This window comes from Streptomyces sp. NPDC051561 (assembly GCF_044454195.1).
In the GTDB taxonomy this organism is placed as follows: Bacteria; Actinomycetota; Actinomycetes; order Streptomycetales; family Streptomycetaceae; genus Streptomyces.
This window is the reverse complement of the sequence record NZ_JBITDM010000019.1, coordinates 113,230-133,099: the sequence shown is the minus strand read 5'-3', so window position 1 is coordinate 133,099 and position 19,870 is coordinate 113,230. Positions and strand designations below refer to the sequence as shown.

At 71.5% G+C, this 19,870-nt stretch carries 19 protein-coding genes and 1 pseudogene; 9 read left to right on the top strand and 11 right to left on the bottom strand.

Going from position 1 to position 19,870, the window contains the following annotated elements; genetic code table 11:
- The first annotated feature begins 78 nt into the window (after nt 1-78).
- The 3 genes from ACIA73_RS31895 (at nt 79) to ACIA73_RS31885 (ending at nt 2,808) form a co-directional block, all read left to right on the top strand.
- Nucleotides 79-1,458, top strand: coding sequence for an MFS transporter (locus ACIA73_RS31895; RefSeq protein WP_399442381.1), 1,380 nt, complete (start codon nt 79-81; stop codon nt 1,456-1,458).
- A gap of 10 nt (nt 1,459-1,468) precedes the next feature.
- Nucleotides 1,469-2,458: a 2,3,4,5-tetrahydropyridine-2,6-dicarboxylate N-succinyltransferase gene (gene dapD / locus ACIA73_RS31890; protein WP_399442349.1), complete on the top strand. Its 990-nt coding sequence runs from the start codon at nt 1,469-1,471 to the stop codon at nt 2,456-2,458.
- Nucleotides 2,459-2,583: 125 nt separating this feature from the next.
- Nucleotides 2,584-2,808, top strand: coding sequence for a hypothetical protein (locus tag ACIA73_RS31885; RefSeq protein ID WP_399442380.1), 225 nt, complete (start codon nt 2,584-2,586; stop codon nt 2,806-2,808).
- Here the strand turns inward: ACIA73_RS31885 and dapA are convergent.
- Nucleotides 2,799-3,719, bottom strand: a complete 921-nt coding sequence (gene dapA, locus ACIA73_RS31880) for a 4-hydroxy-tetrahydrodipicolinate synthase (RefSeq protein ID WP_399442348.1) — start codon at nt 3,717-3,719, stop codon at nt 2,799-2,801. The genes ACIA73_RS31885 and dapA overlap by 10 nt on opposite strands.
- 182 nt (nt 3,720-3,901) lie before the next feature.
- On the opposite strand from dapA, the gene ACIA73_RS31875 reads away from it, so the two are divergent.
- The gene (locus tag ACIA73_RS31875; RefSeq protein ID WP_399442347.1) at nt 3,902-4,534 is read left to right on the top strand and encodes a DUF4232 domain-containing protein; all 633 of its coding nucleotides are present in this window, start codon (nt 3,902-3,904) and stop codon (nt 4,532-4,534) included.
- Between the two features lie 123 nt (nt 4,535-4,657).
- Nucleotides 4,658-5,392 carry an antibiotic biosynthesis monooxygenase gene (locus ACIA73_RS31870; RefSeq protein WP_399442346.1) on the top strand — a complete coding sequence of 245 codons (735 nt, stop codon included), beginning with the start codon at nt 4,658-4,660 and terminating at the stop codon, nt 5,390-5,392.
- On the opposite strand, the gene ACIA73_RS31865 is transcribed toward ACIA73_RS31870, so the two are convergent.
- Entirely contained in the window at nt 5,382-7,244 is a 1,863-nt protein-coding gene (locus ACIA73_RS31865) for an endonuclease/exonuclease/phosphatase family protein (RefSeq protein ID WP_399442345.1), read from the bottom strand. The two genes, ACIA73_RS31870 and ACIA73_RS31865, sit on opposite strands and share 11 nt — an antisense overlap.
- 263 nt (nt 7,245-7,507) lie before the next feature.
- Here ACIA73_RS31865 and ACIA73_RS31860 point away from each other — a divergent pair, with 263 nt between their 5' ends.
- Nucleotides 7,508-8,992 (top strand): hypothetical protein, encoded by a 1,485-nt coding sequence (locus tag ACIA73_RS31860; RefSeq protein WP_399442344.1) that lies wholly within the window; start codon nt 7,508-7,510, stop codon nt 8,990-8,992.
- Between the two features lie 118 nt (nt 8,993-9,110).
- Here the strand turns inward: ACIA73_RS31860 and ACIA73_RS31855 are convergent, their stop codons facing one another.
- The 5 genes from ACIA73_RS31855 to ACIA73_RS31835 all read right to left on the bottom strand — a co-directional run bounded on the left by ACIA73_RS31855 (nt 9,111) and on the right by ACIA73_RS31835 (nt 14,730).
- On the bottom strand, nt 9,111-9,572 hold the full coding sequence (locus tag ACIA73_RS31855; RefSeq protein ID WP_399442342.1) for a hypothetical protein: 462 nt from the start codon (nt 9,570-9,572) through the stop codon (nt 9,111-9,113).
- Between the two features lie 32 nt (nt 9,573-9,604).
- Nucleotides 9,605-10,765 (bottom strand): hypothetical protein, encoded by a 1,161-nt coding sequence (locus ACIA73_RS31850; protein WP_399442341.1) that lies wholly within the window; start codon nt 10,763-10,765, stop codon nt 9,605-9,607.
- Nucleotides 10,766-10,882: 117 nt separating this feature from the next.
- Nucleotides 10,883-11,134 carry a hypothetical protein gene (locus tag ACIA73_RS31845; protein ID WP_399442340.1) on the bottom strand — a complete coding sequence of 84 codons (252 nt, stop codon included), beginning with the start codon at nt 11,132-11,134 and terminating at the stop codon, nt 10,883-10,885.
- A gap of 195 nt (nt 11,135-11,329) precedes the next feature.
- Entirely contained in the window at nt 11,330-12,103 is a 774-nt protein-coding gene (locus ACIA73_RS31840; RefSeq protein ID WP_399442339.1) for an SDR family NAD(P)-dependent oxidoreductase, read from the bottom strand.
- Between the two features lie 176 nt (nt 12,104-12,279).
- Nucleotides 12,280-14,730, bottom strand: coding sequence for a PQQ-binding-like beta-propeller repeat protein (locus ACIA73_RS31835; protein ID WP_399442338.1), 2,451 nt, complete (start codon nt 14,728-14,730; stop codon nt 12,280-12,282).
- A gap of 614 nt (nt 14,731-15,344) precedes the next feature.
- Between ACIA73_RS31835 and ACIA73_RS31830 the strand changes: the two are divergent.
- The 3 genes and pseudogenes from ACIA73_RS31830 to ACIA73_RS31820 form a co-directional block, all read left to right on the top strand.
- Nucleotides 15,345-16,069, top strand: a pseudogene (locus ACIA73_RS31830) (TROVE domain-containing protein); the annotation flags it as partial.
- 89 nt (nt 16,070-16,158) lie between these two features.
- Nucleotides 16,159-16,518 carry an HNH endonuclease gene (locus ACIA73_RS31825; protein WP_399442337.1) on the top strand — a complete coding sequence of 120 codons (360 nt, stop codon included), beginning with the start codon at nt 16,159-16,161 and terminating at the stop codon, nt 16,516-16,518.
- A gap of 144 nt (nt 16,519-16,662) precedes the next feature.
- Nucleotides 16,663-16,890, top strand: coding sequence for a hypothetical protein (locus tag ACIA73_RS31820; RefSeq protein WP_185025425.1), 228 nt, complete (start codon nt 16,663-16,665; stop codon nt 16,888-16,890).
- A gap of 101 nt (nt 16,891-16,991) precedes the next feature.
- Here ACIA73_RS31820 and ACIA73_RS31815 read toward each other — a convergent pair whose 3' ends face one another.
- The 4 genes from ACIA73_RS31815 to ACIA73_RS31800 all read right to left on the bottom strand — a co-directional run bounded on the left by ACIA73_RS31815 (nt 16,992) and on the right by ACIA73_RS31800 (nt 19,838).
- Nucleotides 16,992-17,171 (bottom strand): hypothetical protein, encoded by a 180-nt coding sequence (locus ACIA73_RS31815; RefSeq protein WP_399442336.1) that lies wholly within the window; start codon nt 17,169-17,171, stop codon nt 16,992-16,994.
- Between the two features lie 208 nt (nt 17,172-17,379).
- A complete protein-coding gene (locus tag ACIA73_RS31810) occupies nt 17,380-18,612 on the bottom strand; it encodes a TerD family protein (RefSeq protein WP_399442335.1) in 1,233 nt (410 codons plus the stop codon).
- Between the two features lie 91 nt (nt 18,613-18,703).
- Nucleotides 18,704-18,922: a hypothetical protein gene (locus ACIA73_RS31805; RefSeq protein WP_399442334.1), complete on the bottom strand. Its 219-nt coding sequence runs from the start codon at nt 18,920-18,922 to the stop codon at nt 18,704-18,706.
- Between the two features lie 94 nt (nt 18,923-19,016).
- A complete protein-coding gene (locus tag ACIA73_RS31800; protein ID WP_399442333.1) occupies nt 19,017-19,838 on the bottom strand; it encodes an NAD-dependent epimerase/dehydratase family protein in 822 nt (273 codons plus the stop codon).
- Nucleotides 19,839-19,870 lie beyond the last annotated feature (32 nt).

Sequence of the window (19,870 nt, the reverse complement as noted above, 5' to 3'; positions counted from 1 at the left end):
CTCCCCGTTTCGTTGACCTTCGGCGGTGATGCTGCCATAGTCAGTTTCGAAAAGGAACTGAGTAACGGGGTGGGGATGTTGGGGACGTTCCGGGACGTGCCGAAGGCCGTCTGGCAGCTGGCCTTCGGACTGTTCTTCAACAGCGCCGTCGCCTTCACCTTCATCTACCTCTTCCTCTATCTGACCGGCGAGCGCGGCCTGCCCGTCGCCCAGGCCGGTCTGATCACCGGCATCGGCGGGCTCGGACTGGTCAGCGGGAACTTCACCGGCGGCTGGTTCGGAGACCGGTTCGGCCACCGCAGGGCGCTGCTCTGTGCGGCCGTACTGGCGGGCTCCACCCTGGTCCTGCTGCCGCTGGTGCCGGTCGTCGCGCTGTACGCGGTGCTGCCGCTGTGCAACTACGCCCAGGGCGCCGTCCGCGCCTGCAACTCGGCCCTGATCGCCGTCACCGTCCCCGACCACGTCCGCCGCCAGGGCTTCGCCGTGATGCGGGCCGCGAGCAACGCCGGATTCACCGTGGGCGCCCCGCTCGGGGCGCTGGTCGCCACCCAGTTCTCGTACACCAGCATCTTCGTCGCCGACGGCATCGGGACCCTGCTCTTCGCGGCGTACGCGGCGAGGGTCCTGCCCGCCCGCGGCAGGTCGAAGAGCCCCGGAGGGACGGCGGCCGGGGGCGGGCGGCGGAGCATCCGGCGGGAGCTGCTGGACCGTCCCGCGGTGATCGTTCTCCTCGTCGCGAGCTTCTTCGCCGACCTCGTCTACCGCCAGCTCTTCTCGACCTTCCCCCTCTTCCTCACCGACCACGGCTTCGACGCCCAGACCTACGGCTGGCTGTTCGCCATCAACGGCGGAGTCATCCTGCTGCTGGAACTGCCCGCCACCGCGGCCCTGCGCAGATTCGCCCCGCTGGCCATCGTCGGCACCGGACTGATCCTGGTCGGGCTCGGGTACGGGCTGCTGGTCCTCGGCGCCGGGATCGCCCTGGCAGCCACGATGATGCTGCTGCTCACCGCGGGCGAGATCCTCTACAAGACCCCGGCCAACGCCTTCGTGGCCGACCAGGCGCCGGAGCACGCGCAGGGCCGGTTCCAGAGCCTGTACGCCGGTGTCTCGGTGAGCGGCGTCGTGCTGGCGCCCCCGCTGGGCGGTGCGCTGTACGTGGCGGCGCCGGGCCTGCTGTGGCCGCTGTGCCTGGGGGTGGCGGTGGCCGCGGGCGTGGCCGTGGTGGTGGCGGGGCGGGTGTGGCCGACGGTTCGGGAGGAGGCCGGGCCCGGCGACGTACTTCCGCAGGATCGGTTGGTCGCGGAGGTGCCGCCGCGGGGCTCCCCTGAGGTGGCGCCGCAGGACTCTCCGCTTCCGGATGTGCATGCTCCGGAGGTACGTCCGCAGGGCCCGCCGGCGTCGGGCGCGAGCTCGCAGGGCGAGACCGGTTCGCCCGCGCGGGCCACCGCCGGTTAGGTTTTCTGCCATGACCGATACGACTGCTACTCGCACCACCGGCGCCGTCGCCGCCGGACTCGCCACCATCGCCGCCGACGGCACCGTCCTGGACACCTGGTTCCCCAAGCCCGAGCTGACCGCAGAGCCCGGCCCGGCCGGCACCGAGCGCCTCACCGCCGAGCGCGCGGGCGAACTGCTCGGCGCCGCCGCCCCCAAGGCCCTGGGCCCCGACACCCGTCGCGGCGTCGAGGTCGTCGCCGTTCGTACGGTCATCGCCTCGCTCGACGACAAGCCGCTGGACGCCCACGACGCCTACCTGCGTCTGCACCTGCTCTCGCACCGCCTGGTGCAGCCGCACGGACAGAACCTGGACGGCGTCTTCGGCCTGCTCGCGAACGTCGCCTGGACCTCGCTCGGCCCGGTCGCCGTGGACAGCCTCGAAGAGGTGCGCCTCAACGCGCGCGCCGAGGGCCTGCACCTCCAGGTGACCTCGGTCGACAAGTTCCCGCGCATGACGGACTACGTCGCCCCCCAGGGCGTCCGGATCGCCGACGCCGACCGCGTCCGCCTCGGCGCCCACCTCGCCGCGGGCACCACCGTGATGCACGAGGGCTTCGTCAACTTCAACGCCGGCACCCTCGGCACCTCCATGGTCGAGGGCCGCATCTCCGCCGGTGTCGTGGTCGGCGACGGCTCGGACATCGGCGGCGGCGCCTCCACCATGGGCACCCTGTCCGGCGGTGGCAACGTCCGCATCACCATCGGCGAGCGCTGCCTGGTCGGCGCCGAGGCCGGCGTCGGCATCGCGCTGGGCGACGAGTGCGTCGTCGAGGCGGGTCTCTACGTCACCGCCGGCACCCGCGTCACCATGCCCGACGGCCAGATCGTCAAGGCCCGCGAGCTCTCCGGCGCCTCCCACATCCTCTTCCGCCGCAACTCGGTGACCGGCGCGGTCGAGGCCCGCCCGAACAACGCGGTCTGGGGCGGACTCAACGAGGTGCTGCACAGCCACAACTGAGTGGCGCGAGTGCGGCGTGACCGCATGGCGCGACCGAGTGGAGCGTCGCCCTCCGTGACCTTTGGGCCGTACGGGTGGTTAAGCCGATCATGGATGCGCCGGTTTTGAATGACAAGCACAAGCTGATCCGTCTGCTCGGAGTCCTCGGGGCGGGCGCCGCGCTCGCCGTCGCGGTGTCCGCCCCGGTCGCGTACGCGGACGAGACGCACCAGAACTCCCACAACGCGCCCCGGGTGGCGTTGCTCAGCACCGGCCAGATCGACGACCCGCTGGAGGACGTGCTGGAACACGCGGCGATCCTCGGCCGGACGTACGTGCTGGAGGGGGCCCAGGCGCCGGATCAGTCCTGAGCCATCAGCTCCGCGTACGCGGCCAGCAGCCCGTCGACCACCTCGGTGGCGGCGGGCTGCAATGGTTCGCGGACCGGGCCGGCCGGGAGGCCGAGCGCACCCATGAGCGCCTTGGTGGTGACCGTGCCGGGGAGGCCCGAGGCCATCATCAACTGGACGAGGGGAAGGGCGAGTTGGTGGTGGCGGGTGGCTGCCGCGACCTCGCCCGCGTCGAAGGCGTCGAGGGCGGCGCGCAGGGCGTGCGGGGCCACGTTCGCCACGGTGCTCACATAGCCGGTGCCGCCCACCGCGCGCAACGGAAGGTTGAGTTCCTCGCTGCCGGAGTAGTAGGCGAGCCGGGTGCGGGCGATCACCCGGGCGCTGGTGAGGAGGTCGTACGAGCAGTCCTTGACGGCGGTGATGCGGGGGTGCTCGGCGAGCCGGAGCATCGTCTCGTACTCGATGCGGACACCGGTGCGGCCCGGGATGTCGTAGAGCATCACGGGGAGGGAGACGGCGTCGGCGACCCGGCGGAAGTGGGCCTCGATGGCGGCCTGGGGTGGGCGGCTGTAGTAGGGGGTGACGACCAGCAGGCCGTCCGCGCCCGCCCGTTCGGCCTCGCGGGCCAGCTCCACGGTGTGGGCGGTGCTCGCGCTGCCGACGCCCGCCAGGACCGGGATCCCCGGCGCGAGGGCCTCGCGCACCGCCCGCAGCAGGGCCGTCTTCTCCGCGTCGGTGGTGGTGGGGGACTCGCCGGTGGTGCCGTTCAGGACGAGGCCCTCGCAGCCGCCGTCGGCGGTCAGCCGGTCGGCGAGCTTCTGGGCGCCGGCGAGGTCGACGGAGTCCCCGGTGGGGGAGAAGGGGGTGATCATCGCGCAGAGGGCGCGGCCGAAGGGGGCCGTGGGCGCGGGGCGCGGGGCGGGGAGGGTCATGGGTGCAGTGTCGGGCGTGCGGACCGTGAAGGTCTACTTAGATTATCTCCGGTCGAATGGCAAGTGATGGTTAAGGGTTGAGGGGTGAGGGCCCGTGCTGCGGGGGATGGCCCCCGGTGCTCTGGCATGATCCCCGCAGGGGAGGCGCGGGGTGGACCGCGCGGGGAACAGGAGTGCGGGCGATGATGATGAGTGTACGGATACGGGCCGCGGCCGCCGTGCTGCTGTGCGGGACGGTACTGACCGGCTGCGACGGATTCCTGGTGCCCTCGGGCGAGGGCGAGACCCGGGCGGCCACGGCGTCCCCGTCGCCGTCGCTGACCCGCACCCCCACCCCTGACGGCGGTGGCGGCGTGCTCGCGCGCCCCACCCAGGCCCCGCCGCCCGCCGGTTCCACCTACAGCCCCCCTCCCACCGAGGGCTGCTCCGCCGGTCTGCGCGTCGACATGGGCGAGATCCAGGCAGCCCTCTCGCACCGGATCGCCGTACTCACCCTCACCAACTGCGGCACCACACCCCACCAGCTCTCCGGCCGCCCCTCCGTGAAGGCGTACGCCTCCGACGGCAGCCTCGTCGACATCGAGGTGAACGTCCGGGAGGAGGGCAAGCGGGCGGACGCGGTGGTGACGCTGCCCCCCGGCGGCATCGCGCACTCCCGGCTCGACTGGCGGCCGTACGACGGTGTGGTGAAGGCGCAGGCGCTGGAGATCGCGGCCGGCCCGGGGCGCGATGTGCGGAGCTTCCCGCTGGAAGGGGACGTGCAGATGGTGGACGCGTTCGACGTGACGCCGTGGGCGTTGACAGCGCCCAAGTGACGTACCGGCTCAACGCGCTTGACCTCAGGGGCGGTTGAGGTTGCAAGGTGATCTTCAGAGCGGTGCCCGGAACGGTCCGGGCGCCCGAGTGGGAGCAGGGACACGGGCTCCGAGGAGGTCGAGATGGCCAAAACCGTCATTCAGCCGCGTACCGCACTTCTCCGTGAAGGGGTGGGTGTGGTCAAGGTGAGTACGTGGGACGTGGGTTCGCCGGAGGGGCAGCGGGCGGCCGTCGACGCCATCGGCACGGCGTGGCTCGCGCGGGAGTGGCCCGAGGCGGGGCCCCTGGCGTACAGCGTGTACGTCGGCGAGGACGGGCGGACGTTGCTGCACTACAGCCAGTGGCGGGACGAGGGTGCGCACCAGGCCTTCTTCCGGCAGGGGCGCGACGAGCGGAACGCGGAGATCGACGCGGCGGTGCCCGGGGTGCGCCGCGTGGGCATTCATGCGTACGAGCGCTATCGCAGCATGGTCACCGAGGGGGACGACCGGCTGCCGGGATGTGTGGCGGTGATCGAGGTGGACTTCGACGGGGCCGATCCGGGGCGGCTGCGGGAGTGGGTTGACGCGGTGTTCGCCGCGTTCGAGGTGGAGCCGGGGGCGGCCGACGGGTCCCTGTCCGCGCACTTCCACGTCGGTGTCGACGGCACCCGGGCGCTGAACTTCGCCGAGTGGACCGACGCCGCGTCCCACCTCGCGATGCTCAACGCCCCCGAGGACGGCGAACCGTCACCCGCGTGGCAGCGCGTGCACACCTTCCCCGGCCTGAAGGGCAGCCGGATCCGGCGCTACGCGCCCGCACTCGGCCTGAGCGCGGGCGCACAGCGGGGAGAGGAAGGTGCGGCGACTACGGCCTGAAGCGGATCACCTGCGGGTCGTGGTCGCTGTTCTGGTCCGCGAACTCGGCGTTGATGTGCACGCTGTCGTAGGCGAAGTCGCGGATGGAGGGGCTGGTCAGGATCTGGTCCAGGACCTGGGCGTTGCCCTGGTAGACGTAGGAGTAACGCTCCGGGCGGGGAAGCGACTTGATGGCCGCGTTCAGTGCGCCGCCCGCCGTCAGGGCCTTGGTGGTGGCGGAGAACTCGAAGTCGTTGATGTCGCCGACGACCAGGACGTCCGCCCGGCGGTCGGCCTTCTGGATGTCCTTCACGAAGGTGTTGACGGCCTGAGCCTGCTGGAGGCGCTTGACCTCCGAGGAGCGGACCGGCGGCTGGTGGTGCGAGGTCAGGGCCTCGTCGCCGCCCTTGGAGCCGAAGTGGTTGGCGATCACGATGACCGGCTCGCCACGGAAGGAGAACTCGGCCGCGAGGGGCTTGCGGCTGTTCTCCCAGGCGGTGTCGGCCGGGGCGATCCGCCCGGGGGAGAGGGTGAGGGCCGCGTGGCCCTTCTCCCGTACGACACCGGTCGGCGTGGTGGCGTCGCCGCCCGCACGGTGGGTGAAGGAGACCCGGGCGGGGTTGTGGAGGAAGACCTGGCGGATGTTGCCGCCGGGCTCGCCGCCGTCCTTGTTGTTCTCCGGGTCGATCGACGTCGCGGAGTAGGCCGGGCCGCCCGCGGCGACGATCGCGTCCGTGAACTTCTTGACCGTGGCGGCGCTGCTCACCGTGGCGTCGTTCTTGGCGCCGTTGTCGTCCTGGATCTCCTCCAGGGCGAGGATGTCGGGCGAGGCGAGGTTGGCGACGACGGCCTTGGCGAGGGCGTCGAACTTCTCCTGGGGGTCGGTCGGGTCGAGGTTCTCCACGTTGTACGTGGCCACGGCCAGCTCGCGCGAGGACTGCTCGCGAGTCTGCTCGCGCTTCAGGCCGCGGTCGACGACGGTGCCCAGGGTGCGGGCGGTGAGCGTGTAGCCGCCGTACTGGTTGAAGTCGAGCGGGCCCTCGGTGGTGCCGGACAGGACGTCGCCGACGTTCGCCTTCGGGAAGGGCTGCTGGGCGAGTGGGGCCAGCTGCTGGATCTGGAGGCGGCCGGTGTTCTGGTCGTCGTACGACCCGTAGACGGTGCCGCCGCGCCGGTTGGGGTTCTCCTGCGGCTTGACGGTCACCCACAGCTCGGCGTGCGCGTCGGTCGCGGTGACCACCCGGGAGGAGCCGATGCGGATGTTGCTGCCTTCGAGGGACTCGTAGTAATCGAGGGCGTAGCGGCGCGGGTTGAGGGTGAGGCCGTTGACGCTGCCGCCGGCCGCCGGGTCGCCCGCGGGGGCGTAACGCCACGGAACCGTTCGGGAGGTGACGACGACCGGGGCCGGCACCGGGTTGCCGGAGGAGACGACGGTGACCGTCGGCTTGGCGATCTGGGTCAGCGACTGGTTGCCGGAGGCGGCACCGCCGGGGACGTACTCGCCTACCGTGCCGGAGACCTTGACGGCGTCGCCGGCCGCGACCGTCGGGTTGGAACTGGTGAAGACGAAGACGCCTTCGCTGGTGGCCGCGTTGCCGTCGCCCCGGGGGTCCTGGAACCAGAATCCCTTGGAGCCGTAGGTGCGGACACCGGTGACGATGCCCTCGACGTCCGTGACCTGCCGGCCGACGAGCGGGGATATCCGGGTGGTGCCCTGGATGTCGTGGATACGGACCGGGGCGGCGGCTCCGTCGCCCGCGGCGGCACTCGTCGCGCCGGTCAGCAGACCGGCGGCGAGGGCGGTGGTGAGGAGGGTGGCGACCGCGGTGGTTCTCGGCAGGCTGGTGCGCTGCAAGGAGAGGCGGGACGTCATCGGGGACTCCGAGGGTGAGAGCAGGGCGCGGAAGGAATGGTTCTACGCGCGTCAATCTCTTGTGTGCGTACGGGTGTTGTCAAGGATCGGGGGATGATCCCCGGATGCACGAAACCTGACGAGTACATGAACCCCATGGGATCGGTGCAAATGCGTCTACGCTGGGTGCCGCTCGACACCCGTACGTCTACGTCCCGCGTGCCCCTGGTCCTGTCTGTCCTGGTCCTGGGTGCCCCGCCGCATCGCCCGAGGAGAACCCCCAGATGTCCGAAGACCGCCCCACCCTGCCGCCGGTGCGGCTGCACTCGGACGCGGAGCTGGCGCGGGACGCGCTGGCCGCACCGCTGTTCGCCCGGGCCGTGAAGCTTGCCCGCTGGGCCTCGCCGGACACCCGGGTCGGCGCGGGCGGCGAACTCGTCGAGGAGCAACTGCCGCTGGCCGCGGCCGCATTGGGGCTCGGCGCGGCGGACGGGGTGGAGGACGCCGAGGACGCGGCCGCGTACGCCAGCGAGGCCTGGCGCACGGCCGTGGACACCGGGCTCGTCGACATCACCGACCCCGAGGACCCCGAGGCTCGGGGTGCGCTGGGGAAGGCCGAGCCCGGTGAGGCGCTCGCGCTGCTCGGCGGCAGCCCGCAGGACATCCTCGGCCTCTGGCTGGAGGCCTTCGAGACCGCCTTCGCGGACGCGACCGCTCCGGTTCTGGACGACCTGGGCGCACTCCTCGGTGAGGACGGCGAACTCGACTTCGGCGCCCTGGACTGGGACCCGCAGCAGGAGGCGGACTTCCTGGAGGGCGTGCTCGGCAACCTGTATCTGCTGACGGTGGCCGACGCGGCATCCGGTGAGGGCCCGGTGCCGCTGCCCGCGCTGGCCGCCTCGATGATCGTCCCCGATGACATGGGCGAGCCCACCGACGACGTACTGGAACAGGTCTCCGACGCGATGATGCGGCTCGACGACCAGTTCCGGGTACTGGAGCCGGTCGGACTGGTGGAGTACACGCCGGTCGACGAGGCGCTGATGGCGGAGGAGGGCGAGGAGCCGGTTTTGTCCGCGGACGGGGAACTCGACGAGGAGGACGTGGCCCGGTACGGAATGGTCAGGCTGACACCGCTGGGGCTGTACGGGATCCGGGCCAGGATGCTGGAGGCCGGGGTGGACGCCCCGGCGGTCGGCGACCTCGCGGACAAGGGCGCGGACGTGCTGCTGGACGGGATCGGCCACTTCCCCGAACTGGCCGCCCGGGCCGAGATCGAGCAGTGGCTCGCACGGCGTGAACCGGCCGCGGCGGCCGACGAGTTGCTGGACGCGGCGCGCGGCGCGGACGAGGGGGGCCCGCTGCGGCGGCTGCGGTGCCAGGAGGCGCTGTCGCTGCTGGGGGCTTCGGGTGCGGCCGCGGAGCCGGTGGTACGGGGACGGCTGGACGACCCGGAGCTGGGAGGGCTGGCCAGGGTGTGGCTGGTGGAGCGGGGCGCGGCGGACGTGCCGGCGCCGCCGCAGGAGATGGTGTTCTGGCTGGCGGTCGACACGATCGCGGCGCAGCTGGACGTGGCGGAGGAATCCCCGGAGCTGCGCGAGCTGGTAGCGGGTCTGACCGGACGCCACGAGGGATTCTTCGAGTCGGTGTGGCGGGTGGAGCACCCCGCCACGGCCGACGTCCTGGAGGCGGTCGGCCGCCTCCACCCGGAGAAGAAGGCAGCGAAGGAGGCCCGCAAGGCGGCGTTCAAGGCGCGGTCGCGGGGGTAGCGCGCACGATCGGGGAGCGTGGCCGGGCCGGGTGCGGGCCCAGGGATGCGGCACCGCCCCCGCACAGCGGGACGAGCGGGCCGGGGGGAGTGGTCCCCGGCCCGCTCGTCCGGGAGGGTCAGACCTCGTAGCGGGTGGTGTGGCGGAACGTCGTCGACGCGCCGTCGAACCCGTACGTGCCCCGGTAGGACGGCGGGTTCTGGTACTCGCCGAGGATGGTGATGGTGGCGGCGCACGGCGTCTGGCTGGTGCGCTTGGCCGTGAGGCGGAGCTGCTGGCCCATGGAGCCGCCGGTGATCTCCCACGGTGCCCCGCAGATCCCGGAGACGATACGGCCGCCGGTGATCACGAAGGGGTAGGTGTTGGGGTTGTAGCGGACTTCCAGCTCGAAGGTGGTCGCCCCGTTGTGGAGCTGCAGCTTCGCGCCGGTCTGCAACGCTTCTGCGTTGATCTCCTGGGACGCCTGGTCGGCGGCGAACGCCTCGTCCCGGGTCTTGACCTCCGCGCCCATCGGGTTCACGAAGCGGTGTTCCTGCTGACTCGACTGGCCCTTGGACGACTTGCGTGCCTGGGTGGTCATGATCGGCTGTCTCCTTCCCTGTCCGTCGGCCGTCAGGCCAGCTGCTCGGCGATCTCGATCCGCAGCAGCCTGCGAACGTTCTCGATGTGGTTGACCACGGTGACGGACTGCGAACCGGCGAAGAGCAGACCGAGCGCCACGTTGTCGAGCGAGGTGACCAGGGAACCCGAGTCGCCGCCCGCCGAGATGTTCGTGGTGAGGATCTGGTCCTTGAAGCGTGCGGTGCCCGCCGTGCCGTAGTTGACGTCGATGGTGGCGTCGACCGCGAGGACCCGGCCGAAACTGATGTTGGTCGTACGGCCGGTCTTCTTGACCTGGTTGCCGACGCCGACGTTGATCTTGCGCCGCCAGGCACGCGGGGCTCCGCTGAAGTACTGCTCGCGGGTCGCGTCCTGGAAGTCGACCGCGCCGAGTGCCGCGTCGACGATGTTGTTGTGCCGCTCCAGCGGAATCTGCGGGGCGAACTGGATCGGGATGAACCGGTCCAGGGTGGCGATCTTGTCGGACGGGTTCTGACCGCCGTCGAAGACGCCGGGCTGGAGGATCGCGCTGCCCGCCGAGGCCCGGTTGGAGTCGGCGAGTACGTGGTTGTTGCTGAGGATGTAGAACTTCGCCGGGGTGCCGAGGCCCGCCACCGGCGGGTCGACGGTCGCGCCGGGCAGGAAGTCGTACACCACACTGCCGAGCGTGCCGGCCGTCACCGCGACATTGCCGACCGAGAAGCCGGACGGGCACGGACGCAGCCGGCGCCTGAGCAACTGCGGCTCGAACGCTCCCTGGCCGCCGAACTCTTCGAGCATCGGCTGCGAGAAGCGCGCCGAGTGTTCGAGACGGCTGCCGTCGGAACCGTACTGGTCCTCCTCGTGACGCATGCCCGCACGCCGCTGGCCCTGCTGGTGCCGCTGCGCGGAGATGTGGCCGACGGCCAGGACGTCGGTGGGCGTACCGTCGTCCATCCGCCGTGGAATGACATCCCGCTCGGGCAGCATCGACTCGGGAACCTTCTGGTTCACCAGGACGAGCAGCGCCGGTTCGCCGGTCGGCTCCCCGTTGACCCACTTCACGCCGTGGCCGAAGCCGACGACGTTGGCCAGCGGGTCCTGCGGGCGCAGGAAGTCGGATATCGCCTGCTGGCGGGAGCTGTCACTGACCTGCCCGCCGGTGGGTCCTCGCATCATCTCGGGCTGGCTCACGCCAGACCACCTCTTCCCCGGTGCGTCAGGGGTGCATGAAGTAAGAGAGAGGGCGCCTGGGGGCGCCGGGGACGCGAATTGCGCCAGGGACTGTTGGTGCGACAGCGTCTGTCGGAGTCAGCGCTTGCCGCCGTCGGTGCCGTCCTGTGCCTCGACCTCGCCGATCGCGAGAACGCGCACGGGCACGCCTTCGACTTCCCTGGGAACCACGTCTTCGGGACGGAGCCGGTCGCGGGGCACGGTCCGGGTCACGAAGACGACGATGACGTCCTCGCCCGAGTACTCGTCCCTGCCGGTGCCGACTCCCGTCACGTTGGCCAGCTGGAGCAGCCGGCTCTCATGAAGGTCACGAGCCTGCCTGGCATCCACATGGCTCGCCCCCTCGCGTCGTTGCGGCAGTGCGTCTGTGCGGTGTCCGTACGGTGTGTCCGCCGGGGGCCTCCCCGGATCCCGGCCGGTAGGGCATGTCTATTGCTGCCACCACCGGGGGTCAAGGCATTCTGCGTGAAATCTTGGGAATGCAGGTAATTCGCCCGAGTTGACCTTGGGTTGGGCGGACCTGGCTCAAGTGCGCAGGTGTGAAGCCCCGTTGAGGTCCAGCACGGTGCCGGAGGCCCACTCCGCGGCCGGTGAGGCCAGCCACAATACGGCCGCGGCGATCTCCTCCGCGGAGCCCACCCGGCCGAACGGACTCTGTGCCAAGATCGCCTCGCCCTCCTCCCCGCTCAGCCGGTGAGCCACCCGCTCCGTCGCGAAGAACCCGGGAGCGACGGACGCCACCGCGATGCCGTGCGGGGCCAGATGTACGGCGAGGGACTGGCCCAGCGCGTGCACCGCGGCCTTGGTCGCCCCGTACGCCGGGTGGTCGGGCTCGCCCCGGAACGCCCCGCGTGAACCGACGTTGACGATGCGGCCACCACCGCCCTGCGCGATCATCCGGTGCGCGGCGAGATGGCTGAGATTGGCCGTGGCCAGGAGGTTGACGGAGACGTGGTCCTGCCAGGTCTTCGCCCAGTCCTGGTACGGGGTGGTGGCGAGCGGGTGCGGCAGGTTCACCGCCGCGTTGTTCACCAGTACGTCGATGCCGCCGAGCCCCAGGTGCACGGCCTCGGCGACGGCGGAGGCCCCTTCGGGGGTGGACAGATCGCCGCCGGCCAGCAGGTGCCCCGCACCGGCGAGGGAGCCGAGGGTCTGCTCGGCCTCCTCGCGACGCGAACCGAAGTGCACCGCGACCCGGTCGCCGTTGGCGGCGAAGGCCTGGGCGAGGGCGCGCCCCAGGCCTCGGGAGGCACCGCTGACGAGGACGCGGCGACCGGTGGGCGGGAAGGGGGTGGTCATGGGCGGGGTCCTCTCGGGTGGGGCGGTGGCCGGTGGGGCGGTGAGGGGGTGGGGCGGTGGCCTGTGGGGCAGCGGGACGGTGAAGTGGCGGGAGTGTCACGATGATCATGCCTGCTTACGGCTCGTCATGCCTCCGCATGCCTCCTCATGCCTGCTCACTCCTCCCCTGTTCCCCCTCACCCGCCGGGCCTGCCGCCCTCCGGCCCCCGCAACGTCAACAGCCGTGTCCCGTACGCTAGATGGACCAGCCCGCCCCCCGCCGCCGCCCGCACCCCCGCCATCCGCTCCACCGGCATCGCCCACACCAGCGCGCCCGTCACCGGATTCAGGGCGTGCAGCCCCCACCCGTCCGTGTGCCGGCCCGGATCGGCGGCCTTCGAAGGGTCGGACCCGGACGCGTAGAGCACCCCGTCGGCCACCAGCGGGGGTGCCTCGTCGGCGGCGTCGATGCGCCGGACATCGGTGCGTACCCACAACTGGCGACCGGTCGAGGCGTCCAGGCCCCGCAGATCGCCATTGGTCCCGGTGTGCACCAGGCCGCCCGTCGCGGTCGGGGTGATGGTCGCCTCGTCGCCCGCCGGGCGGGACCAGCGGCGATTTCCGGTCGCCAGATCGACCGCCGAGACGGCGGATTTGCCCGGGTAGTACCGCGTTCCGGAGACGCCCGCGTGGGCCTCGGGATGCGCCGCACCACCCGGAATCTCCCGCTCCACCGTGCCGTCCCGCTCCCGCAGCACGACCAGTGGACCGTAGGCGCCCTCGCCCGGCGACGGCGCCTCCTCGGCCGTCGCGACCGCGAGCCGACCGCCGCCCTGGTGGACCGCGGGAACCCCGGTCACCGTCCCCGCCCGATGCCACAGCGGCGTACCCCTGCGCGCGTCGAAGCCGTACGCCCTCCAGTGCCTGCCGTGGACCGCGCGCCGCTCCCAGTCGGTGTTGTCGGCCGCGTACGTCACCAGGCAGGCGACCGAGCCGGAGACGCTCAAGTGGGCGGAACCGCCGTCGAGTTCGACGGCACGGGCCGCCGGGTCGAAGGGGCGGAACGGGTTGCGGACCCGCGGCGGACTCTCCCAGCGGACCGCCCCCGAAGTCGCGTCCAGCGCCACGATCCCGGGCTCCAGCAACGGCAGCCGCAGCACGAACACGGTGTCGCCCCGCACCTGCGCATCCGCCAGCTGGCCGGCCTCGTAACGCCACCGCACCGCACCCGTCCGCGCGTCCAGCCGGGTCAGCGCCCCGCCCGCCCGTACGTACAGCGCGTCCCCGTGCCGCAACAGCCCGCCCCCGTAGCCGGGAGAGGCCCCGAGATCCCGCGACCACGCCGTGCGCCCGGAACGCCAACTCGTCACTGGTGAAGGCGCGTTGTTCTGCGCCCTCTTGGGCGACCCGTCGCCGAGCAGCAGCACGGCAGCCGTCGTCGAACCCGACACGACGGTCACCGCCGCCCCCGCCCAGGCCAGAAACCGGCGACGGCGGGGTGCGGGAGGACGGGGTGCGGGAGGGCAGGGTGCGGGCAGGGGGGCGACGGGTGCGGGCGCAGGAGCCGACGCAGGAGCCGACGCAGGTACGTCGACGGGCGCGCGCGGTCTGCGGAAGGCCTCCGGAATCGCGTCCTCCGGTTCGGCGTCCCACTCCGGATCACCCAACTCGCCCTGTACGTCCACCAGTTCGGCCATCGCCGTCCGGTGCTCCCGCACCACCCCGAGGATCACCTCCCCCTCCCACCACGGCTGCGTCGCCTCGGCCCGCCCGGCACACCACTCCCGCGCCTCCTCGACACCCGGCCGCTGTGCGGGGTCCCGCGCCAGGCACCGCCCCAGGAAGCCGGACCACTCCTCGCCCGGCACCCCCACAAGGTCGGGTGCCTCGTGCAGGGTCCGGTGCAGCACCTGTGCGGCGCCGCCGGAGCCGAAGGGGTTGCGACCGGTGCTGGCCAGGGCGAGCAGCGCCCCGAGGGCGAACACATCGGCGGGCGGGCCGACGTCGGCGGGCGGGGCGGCGTCGGCGGGCGGGGCGGCGTCGGCGGGCGGTCCTGCGTCGGCGGGCGGTCCTGCGTCGGCCGCCGGGGCGGAGGTCCCGGGGAGCTGCTCGGGGGCGAGGAAGCCGAGCTTTCCGATGGCGGTGGCAGACGAGGCCGCGGGGGCCGCGCCCTGCGGATGGCCGAAACCGAGCCCCAGCACCTTGGGCCCGTCCTCGGTGATGACCACGTGGGAGGGCTTGAGGTTGCCGTGCACCAGCCCGGCGGAGTGCACCGCGGCCAGCGCTCCGGCGAGCGCGGCACCCAGCGCCCCCAGCCCGGCGGAGTCCAGCGGTCCGTAGGTGCCGATCGCCTCCACCAGGGGCGGCCCGGCGCAGAACTCGCTCACCAGCCACGGGGGTTCGTCCGCCGGGCCGGCGTCGACGACGGCTGCCACGCAGGGGTGCCGGACTGTCCTGGCCGCCGTGATCTCGCGGCCGAAGCGCTGCCCGAAGAGCGCGTCGGCGGCCAGGTGCGGATGCACGGTCGTCAGTGCGACCAGCCGCCCGCCGGGCCCCAGGGCGAGTTCCACCCGCCCCGTGCCACCTTCGCCGAGCGGTGCCACGATGCGGTACTGCGACGGCTCCGCTGCTGATGATGCGGCTGCCATGCCCGTGATCCCCTCCCGTTCGCCCGGCCGACCCCGGACGATGTGTGCGACGCCTGTGAGGGGGCGCGCGGTTGCGGTATCGCACGCGTGGTGACGTACTCCACGCGGGACGCCACCTCGAAGCCTGCCCTGCGTTAATTCCTTGGCGCACACCGGGGTCGTACTCCCATGGACGTGTCCAGGTGCGCAGGCAGGACCTACTTCCACTGCTAATGGGGAGGCCCCGGGTTCGAGTCCCGTCACCGGTATTCGTGCCGGTGTAGCTCAGGGGCCAGAGCACCTCATGTCGGTCCCGCCGGAATGAACTCTGGACACATCACGACTTCCTGCTTCACGCACCTCCCGGTGCGAGGGCAGTGGCTACTTCTTGCACCGAAACCGCCGCTGCCAGCATTGATCTCGGGAGGCCCGGCGCGAGAGGGAAGGGGTGCCCGGTGCGCAGGCAACGGTTACCTCATTGGACCCGACGGTTGCGGCTTCGAAACCCGCCGCCGGTCTTCGACCGGTGTAGCTCAATCGGTAGAGCATCAGGCTGAGTCCGTCGCCGACAATGATCTCGGGCACCCTTTCCCTTTCGCGTTGTGCTTCCCCCAGCGAATTCGGGGGAATTCACCATGGCTCGATTCAACACCCGTAAGCGTGCGGCGACTTCGCCCGTCGCGGCTTCGCCCGTCGCGACGACCGGCGGGACCGTGACCAACCACGAGGGCGGCCACGGTCACCTCCGCGACGCCAAGTCCGAGCTCTTCCTCCTCGCCGTCGAGGATGCGCAGTGGACGGCCGGCCTGCTCGGCTGGCTGCGCGACGAGGGCCACATGCGTACCGCTTCGATCGTCGGCGCCGCCGAGTACGTCAAGGCGCGGCTCGACGCGGGCGTGAGCGAAGGCCCGTCGAACCGCTCGGTGATCGCCTCGGTGCTCCAGCGGCCGGACGAGCCCGGTGAACTCCTCGCGTACTGGACCGCGTCGTACGGCCGCGCCCTCCCCAAGCCCGTGAAGCGCGGGGTGGCGGACGCCGTCCAGCGGCTCTATCACGGCAAGTCGCTGCTGAAGTACGACACCGCCTCCAAGGGGTTCCGCTTCGGTGACGTACTCAACCTGGTGCATGCCGCACCCGACCCGGCGAAGCCGTGGCAGGGCGACCTGTTCCAGTACGCGGTGGACCGTCGGCACCACCCGGAGAACGCCGTCGCACCCAAGTCCGTACCCGTGCTGACCGCGCACCGCGACCTGATGGCGCTGCGGCCCGCCAAGCGGCGCGCCCTGCTGCGCAAGGCGAACGCGGCCGAGCGGCTCGCCGGGGCCGGCATGACCTGGGGGGCCTCGCGGGCTGGCTCCAGGCGGGTACCGCTGGTGAGAGTGGTGCCGCCAACCGAGGTGGGACTCACTCAACAACCCCTTAGGGTTGTTCATGAGGTAGCTCGGTGTGATGAATAGCGATCTGCCCGTCCGCTATCACTACGAGCGAACCCGACGTGGCGGGAACATGACAAGGCGCGCCCCGAGCAGGGGGCACATTCGTAACGGGTACCGATGTTTGTATCTGGGAGCGGGGCGAGTGGTGGGGGAGCACCGATTGGTGATGGAGCGCATGCTGGGCCGCCCTCTCCTGTCCCACGAGAACGTTCACCACAGGAACGGAATCCGGGACGACAACCGCCCGGAGAATCTTGAGCTCTGGACGCGAGTGCAGCCCTCCGGAAAGCGCGTGAGTGACCTGGTGATGTTCGCCCGTGAAGTACTTGAACTGTATGGCGACGCACCGGATGAGGTCGTGTGGCGTACGTAGGCGCGCGGGCGGCGCGGCAAGGGGTTCGTGGGTCGGCCTCCTCCCTCTGGAGGGGCTGATGGGGGCCCTGGTGAGGTCTGGACCAGGGGGGCAGGAGAAAGACGGGCATGGCATCTGCCGTCCGGTGGGCGCATACTGAAGGTAATGACAAAGCCAGCCGGAGCCCGGCGACACCTGCCGTCCAGTCCCTTCAACGTCCCGGCCCCGGCCGCCCCGCCCATTGAGAACTATGAGGTGGGGGACCGGGTTTCGCATGATCAATTCGGACTCGGAAGAGTCGTGGGGGTCGAGGGAGACCTCGCCGTACTCATCGACTTCTCCGGGCGTCAGGGGCGGATTCTCAGCCCCTACTCCAAGTTGACCAAGCTCTGAGCCGTCCGCGGCTCCGGGAAAATCGCCTCCGCCCCGTACCCCGATCATCACGATTGGGGTACGGGGCGGAGGCGTTCGCCGTGGTGGGTGGTGGGGGCCGGCTAGGCGACGGGCTCGGAGGGTTCGGCCATGGCTTCGGCCCACTCGACGAGGAGGAGTCCGTACTCCTCGGAGGGCCAGGTGGTGTCCGTGGTCTGGGCGTCCATGAGGCGGCGGATCGCCGCGTTCGTCTCCTCGACGGGGCCCTGTGGGGGCGGTTCGAGGGGCGGGGTGGTGGACATGGGTACCAGGCTACGTGGGAGATTCTGCGGCCAAACGGCTCTGGAGGGGTGGGATCGGTCACGCGGGCGGCCGTGGGGTGGGCGGGGTCCGGGGTGGGCCGGGCAGGGGGTGCGACTCCGTGAGGGTCCGCCCCCTTGCCCGCCCGTTCCGCCCCCTGGGGGCGGCCCTGCCGCCCAAGCGTGCTGAGGTAGGGGGCCGGGGTGAGGGTCAGAGGGCTTGGGCCGCCGGCTTCACCATGCCGCGGACGGTGCGGGACTTCACGAAGTCGCCGATGCCGGTCATTTCCCATTCGCCGCTGAACTGCTTGATCAGCTTCGCCATGATGACGCCGGTCTGGGGCTCCGCGCCGGTCAGGTCGAAGCGGACCAGTTCCTCGCCGGTGGCGCCGTCGAGCAGGCGGCAGTAGGCCTTGGCGACCTCGGTGAACTTCTGGCCGGTGAAGGAGTTCACCGTGAAGACCAGGCCGGTGGCCTCCGGGGGGATGCGGCCCAGGTCGACCACGATCACCTCGTCGTCGCCCGCGCCCTCACCGGTGAGGTTGTCACCGGAGTGCTTGATCGCGCCCTTCAGGATCGACAGCTTGCCGAAGTAGCAGCTGTCGATCATCTTGCGGTTGCCGTCGTAGGCGATGACCGAGGCGTCGAGGTCGATGTCCTTGCCACGGAACGCGGGCTCCCAGCCGAGCCCCATCTTGACCTGGGAGAGCAGCGGCTTGCCGCCCTTGACCAGGGAGACGGTCTGGTTCTTCTGGAGACTGACGCGGCCCTTGTCGAGGTTGATCTTGCCGTTGCCCACCGGCGGGGCGGCGGGTGCGGCCGGGGGAGCGGACGGCGCCTGCGGTGCGGCGGCCACCCGGGGGTCGTAGGACGGCGTGGGAGCGGCCGGCGGGGCGGCCGGGGCCGAAGGTGCGGCCGGGGCGGCGACGGGCACCGGAGCGGGCTCCTCCACGCTGACGCCGAAGTCGGTGGCGATGCCCGCCAGCCCGTTGGCGTACCCCTGGCCGACCGCGCGGACCTTCCAGGCGCCGTTGCGCTGGTAGATCTCGACGACCACCAGGGCCGTCTCGGTGCCCAGCTTCGGGGGCGTGAAGGTGGCGATCACGCTCTGGTCGTCGGCGCCGCGCACGGTGGCGGTGGGCTCGATGCCCTGGAAGCTCTGGCCCGCCGCGTCCGGGCTCGCGGTCACCACGACCCGCTCGATCCCGGCCGGGAGCGCCGCGGTGTCCACCACGATGGCGTCCGGGGTGCTGCCGCCGCCGGAACGGTAGGTCACACCGGGCCCCGCGGGCTGGTTGAAGAAGATGAAGTCGTCGTCGGAGCGCACCTTGCCGTCGGCGGTGAGCAGCAGGCCCGACACGTCGAGCCGCACCGGGGCGGCAACGTCCACGGCCACGCGGGCGGTGGGAAGCGGAATGTTCGAGCCAGGGGTCATTGCGGTCATGCCTGGGGTAACGACCGGGAGGCCTTTGCCGTTCCCTTACCTTGCGACCAATTCCCCGGGAATTCCCCGGCAGCCGCGAAGATGTCCCCGATCAGCGGTTTCGCGGGTGATTGCGGGCCATCCGCTCGTTGCCGAACTTGTACGCCCCGGTCCAGCGCGCCATGACGAGCTGCGCGTCCCCCGACTCCACCTCGGTCAGGAACTTGTCCGCCCGGTCCCCGCGCAGGGTGGTCGCCGCACGGGTGCGATGGGTGAGGGTGACGGTGCCGTCGGCACGCGGTTCGTAGCTGAATCCAGAAGGTTTGGGCATACGCGGAATCCTCCCCGGCCGCGGCCCGTACCGCGAACGCTTTTCGGTGCGCGGGCAGTTCGGTGCGGAACCTGTTCGCCGCGGCCTGTGGTGTTCAGTACGGCCACTGCGGCGGGTCCACGCAGAACGAACCCCCGAGCAGATCGTGGTCCGGGTCTCCCGGACGCAGTTCGCCGTGCTCCGCGAGCAGCTTCTCGGCGTACTGCTCGGAGTCGTCCTGCGGTACGTAGCCGAGCGCGCGCGCCGTCGAAAGGTCCCAGTGCAGCCGGGTGTTCGCCGACGAGCCGTAGACCACCGTGTGCCCCACCCCGCGCGCGCTCAGCGCCGCGACCAGGAGACGGGCCGCGTCGCCGGGGCTCAGCCAGACCGACAGCATCCGTACCGAAGTGGGCTCCATGAAGCAGGCGCCGATCCGCACCGACACCGTCTCCAGCCCGTCCCGGTCCCAGTACAGCTGCGCCAGGTCCTCGCCGAACGCTTTGGAGAGCCCGTAGAAGCTGTCCGGACGGTGCGGGGTGCCGACGGGTACGGGCGGGCCGCCCGGGCCCGGCAGCGGGGTGAAGCCGACCGCGTGGTTGCTGGAGGCGTTCACGACGCGTCGCACGCCCGCCTCCCTGGCCGCCTCGTAGAGGTTGTACGTCCCCTCGATGTTGGACCGCAGGATCTTCTCGAACGGTGCCTCCAGCGAGATCCCCGCCAGGTGGACCACCGCATCGACCCCGTCCACCGCCTCCCGCAGCGCCTCCTTGTCACCGAGGTCCGCGGTCACCGCGGTCGGCTCGCCCTCGATGGGTGTCGCGTCGAAGAGCCTCAGCGTGTACCCGTACGCCGGGAGCAGCCCGCGCATCAGGGTGCCGATGCCGCCGGCCGCGCCGGTGAGCAGGAGGGTGCGGGACGGGACGGAGGATTCGGGCATGGGAGAGGCCTCCTGAGGCCTGAGAGCTTGCA

Coding starts and splice junctions, on each gene's coding strand:
- dapD (WP_399442349.1), top strand. CDS start 1,469: ATGACCGATACGACTGCTACTCGCACCACCGGCGCCGTCGCCGCCGGA.
- dapA (WP_399442348.1), bottom strand. CDS start 3,719: ATGACCCTCCCCGCCCCGCGCCCCGCGCCCACGGCCCCCTTCGGCCGC.
- ACIA73_RS31875 (WP_399442347.1), top strand. CDS start 3,902: ATGATGATGAGTGTACGGATACGGGCCGCGGCCGCCGTGCTGCTGTGC.
- ACIA73_RS31870 (WP_399442346.1), top strand. CDS start 4,658: ATGGCCAAAACCGTCATTCAGCCGCGTACCGCACTTCTCCGTGAAGGG.
- ACIA73_RS31865 (WP_399442345.1), bottom strand. CDS start 7,244: ATGACGTCCCGCCTCTCCTTGCAGCGCACCAGCCTGCCGAGAACCACC.
- ACIA73_RS31860 (WP_399442344.1), top strand. CDS start 7,508: ATGTCCGAAGACCGCCCCACCCTGCCGCCGGTGCGGCTGCACTCGGAC.
- ACIA73_RS31855 (WP_399442342.1), bottom strand. CDS start 9,572: ATGACCACCCAGGCACGCAAGTCGTCCAAGGGCCAGTCGAGTCAGCAG.
- ACIA73_RS31840 (WP_399442339.1), bottom strand. CDS start 12,103: ATGACCACCCCCTTCCCGCCCACCGGTCGCCGCGTCCTCGTCAGCGGT.
- ACIA73_RS31835 (WP_399442338.1), bottom strand. CDS start 14,730: ATGGCAGCCGCATCATCAGCAGCGGAGCCGTCGCAGTACCGCATCGTG.
- ACIA73_RS31825 (WP_399442337.1), top strand. CDS start 16,159: ATGAATAGCGATCTGCCCGTCCGCTATCACTACGAGCGAACCCGACGT.
- ACIA73_RS31820 (WP_185025425.1), top strand. CDS start 16,663: ATGACAAAGCCAGCCGGAGCCCGGCGACACCTGCCGTCCAGTCCCTTC.
- ACIA73_RS31815 (WP_399442336.1), bottom strand. CDS start 17,171: ATGTCCACCACCCCGCCCCTCGAACCGCCCCCACAGGGCCCCGTCGAG.
- ACIA73_RS31810 (WP_399442335.1), bottom strand. CDS start 18,612: ATGACCGCAATGACCCCTGGCTCGAACATTCCGCTTCCCACCGCCCGC.
- ACIA73_RS31805 (WP_399442334.1), bottom strand. CDS start 18,922: ATGCCCAAACCTTCTGGATTCAGCTACGAACCGCGTGCCGACGGCACC.
- ACIA73_RS31800 (WP_399442333.1), bottom strand. CDS start 19,838: ATGCCCGAATCCTCCGTCCCGTCCCGCACCCTCCTGCTCACCGGCGCG.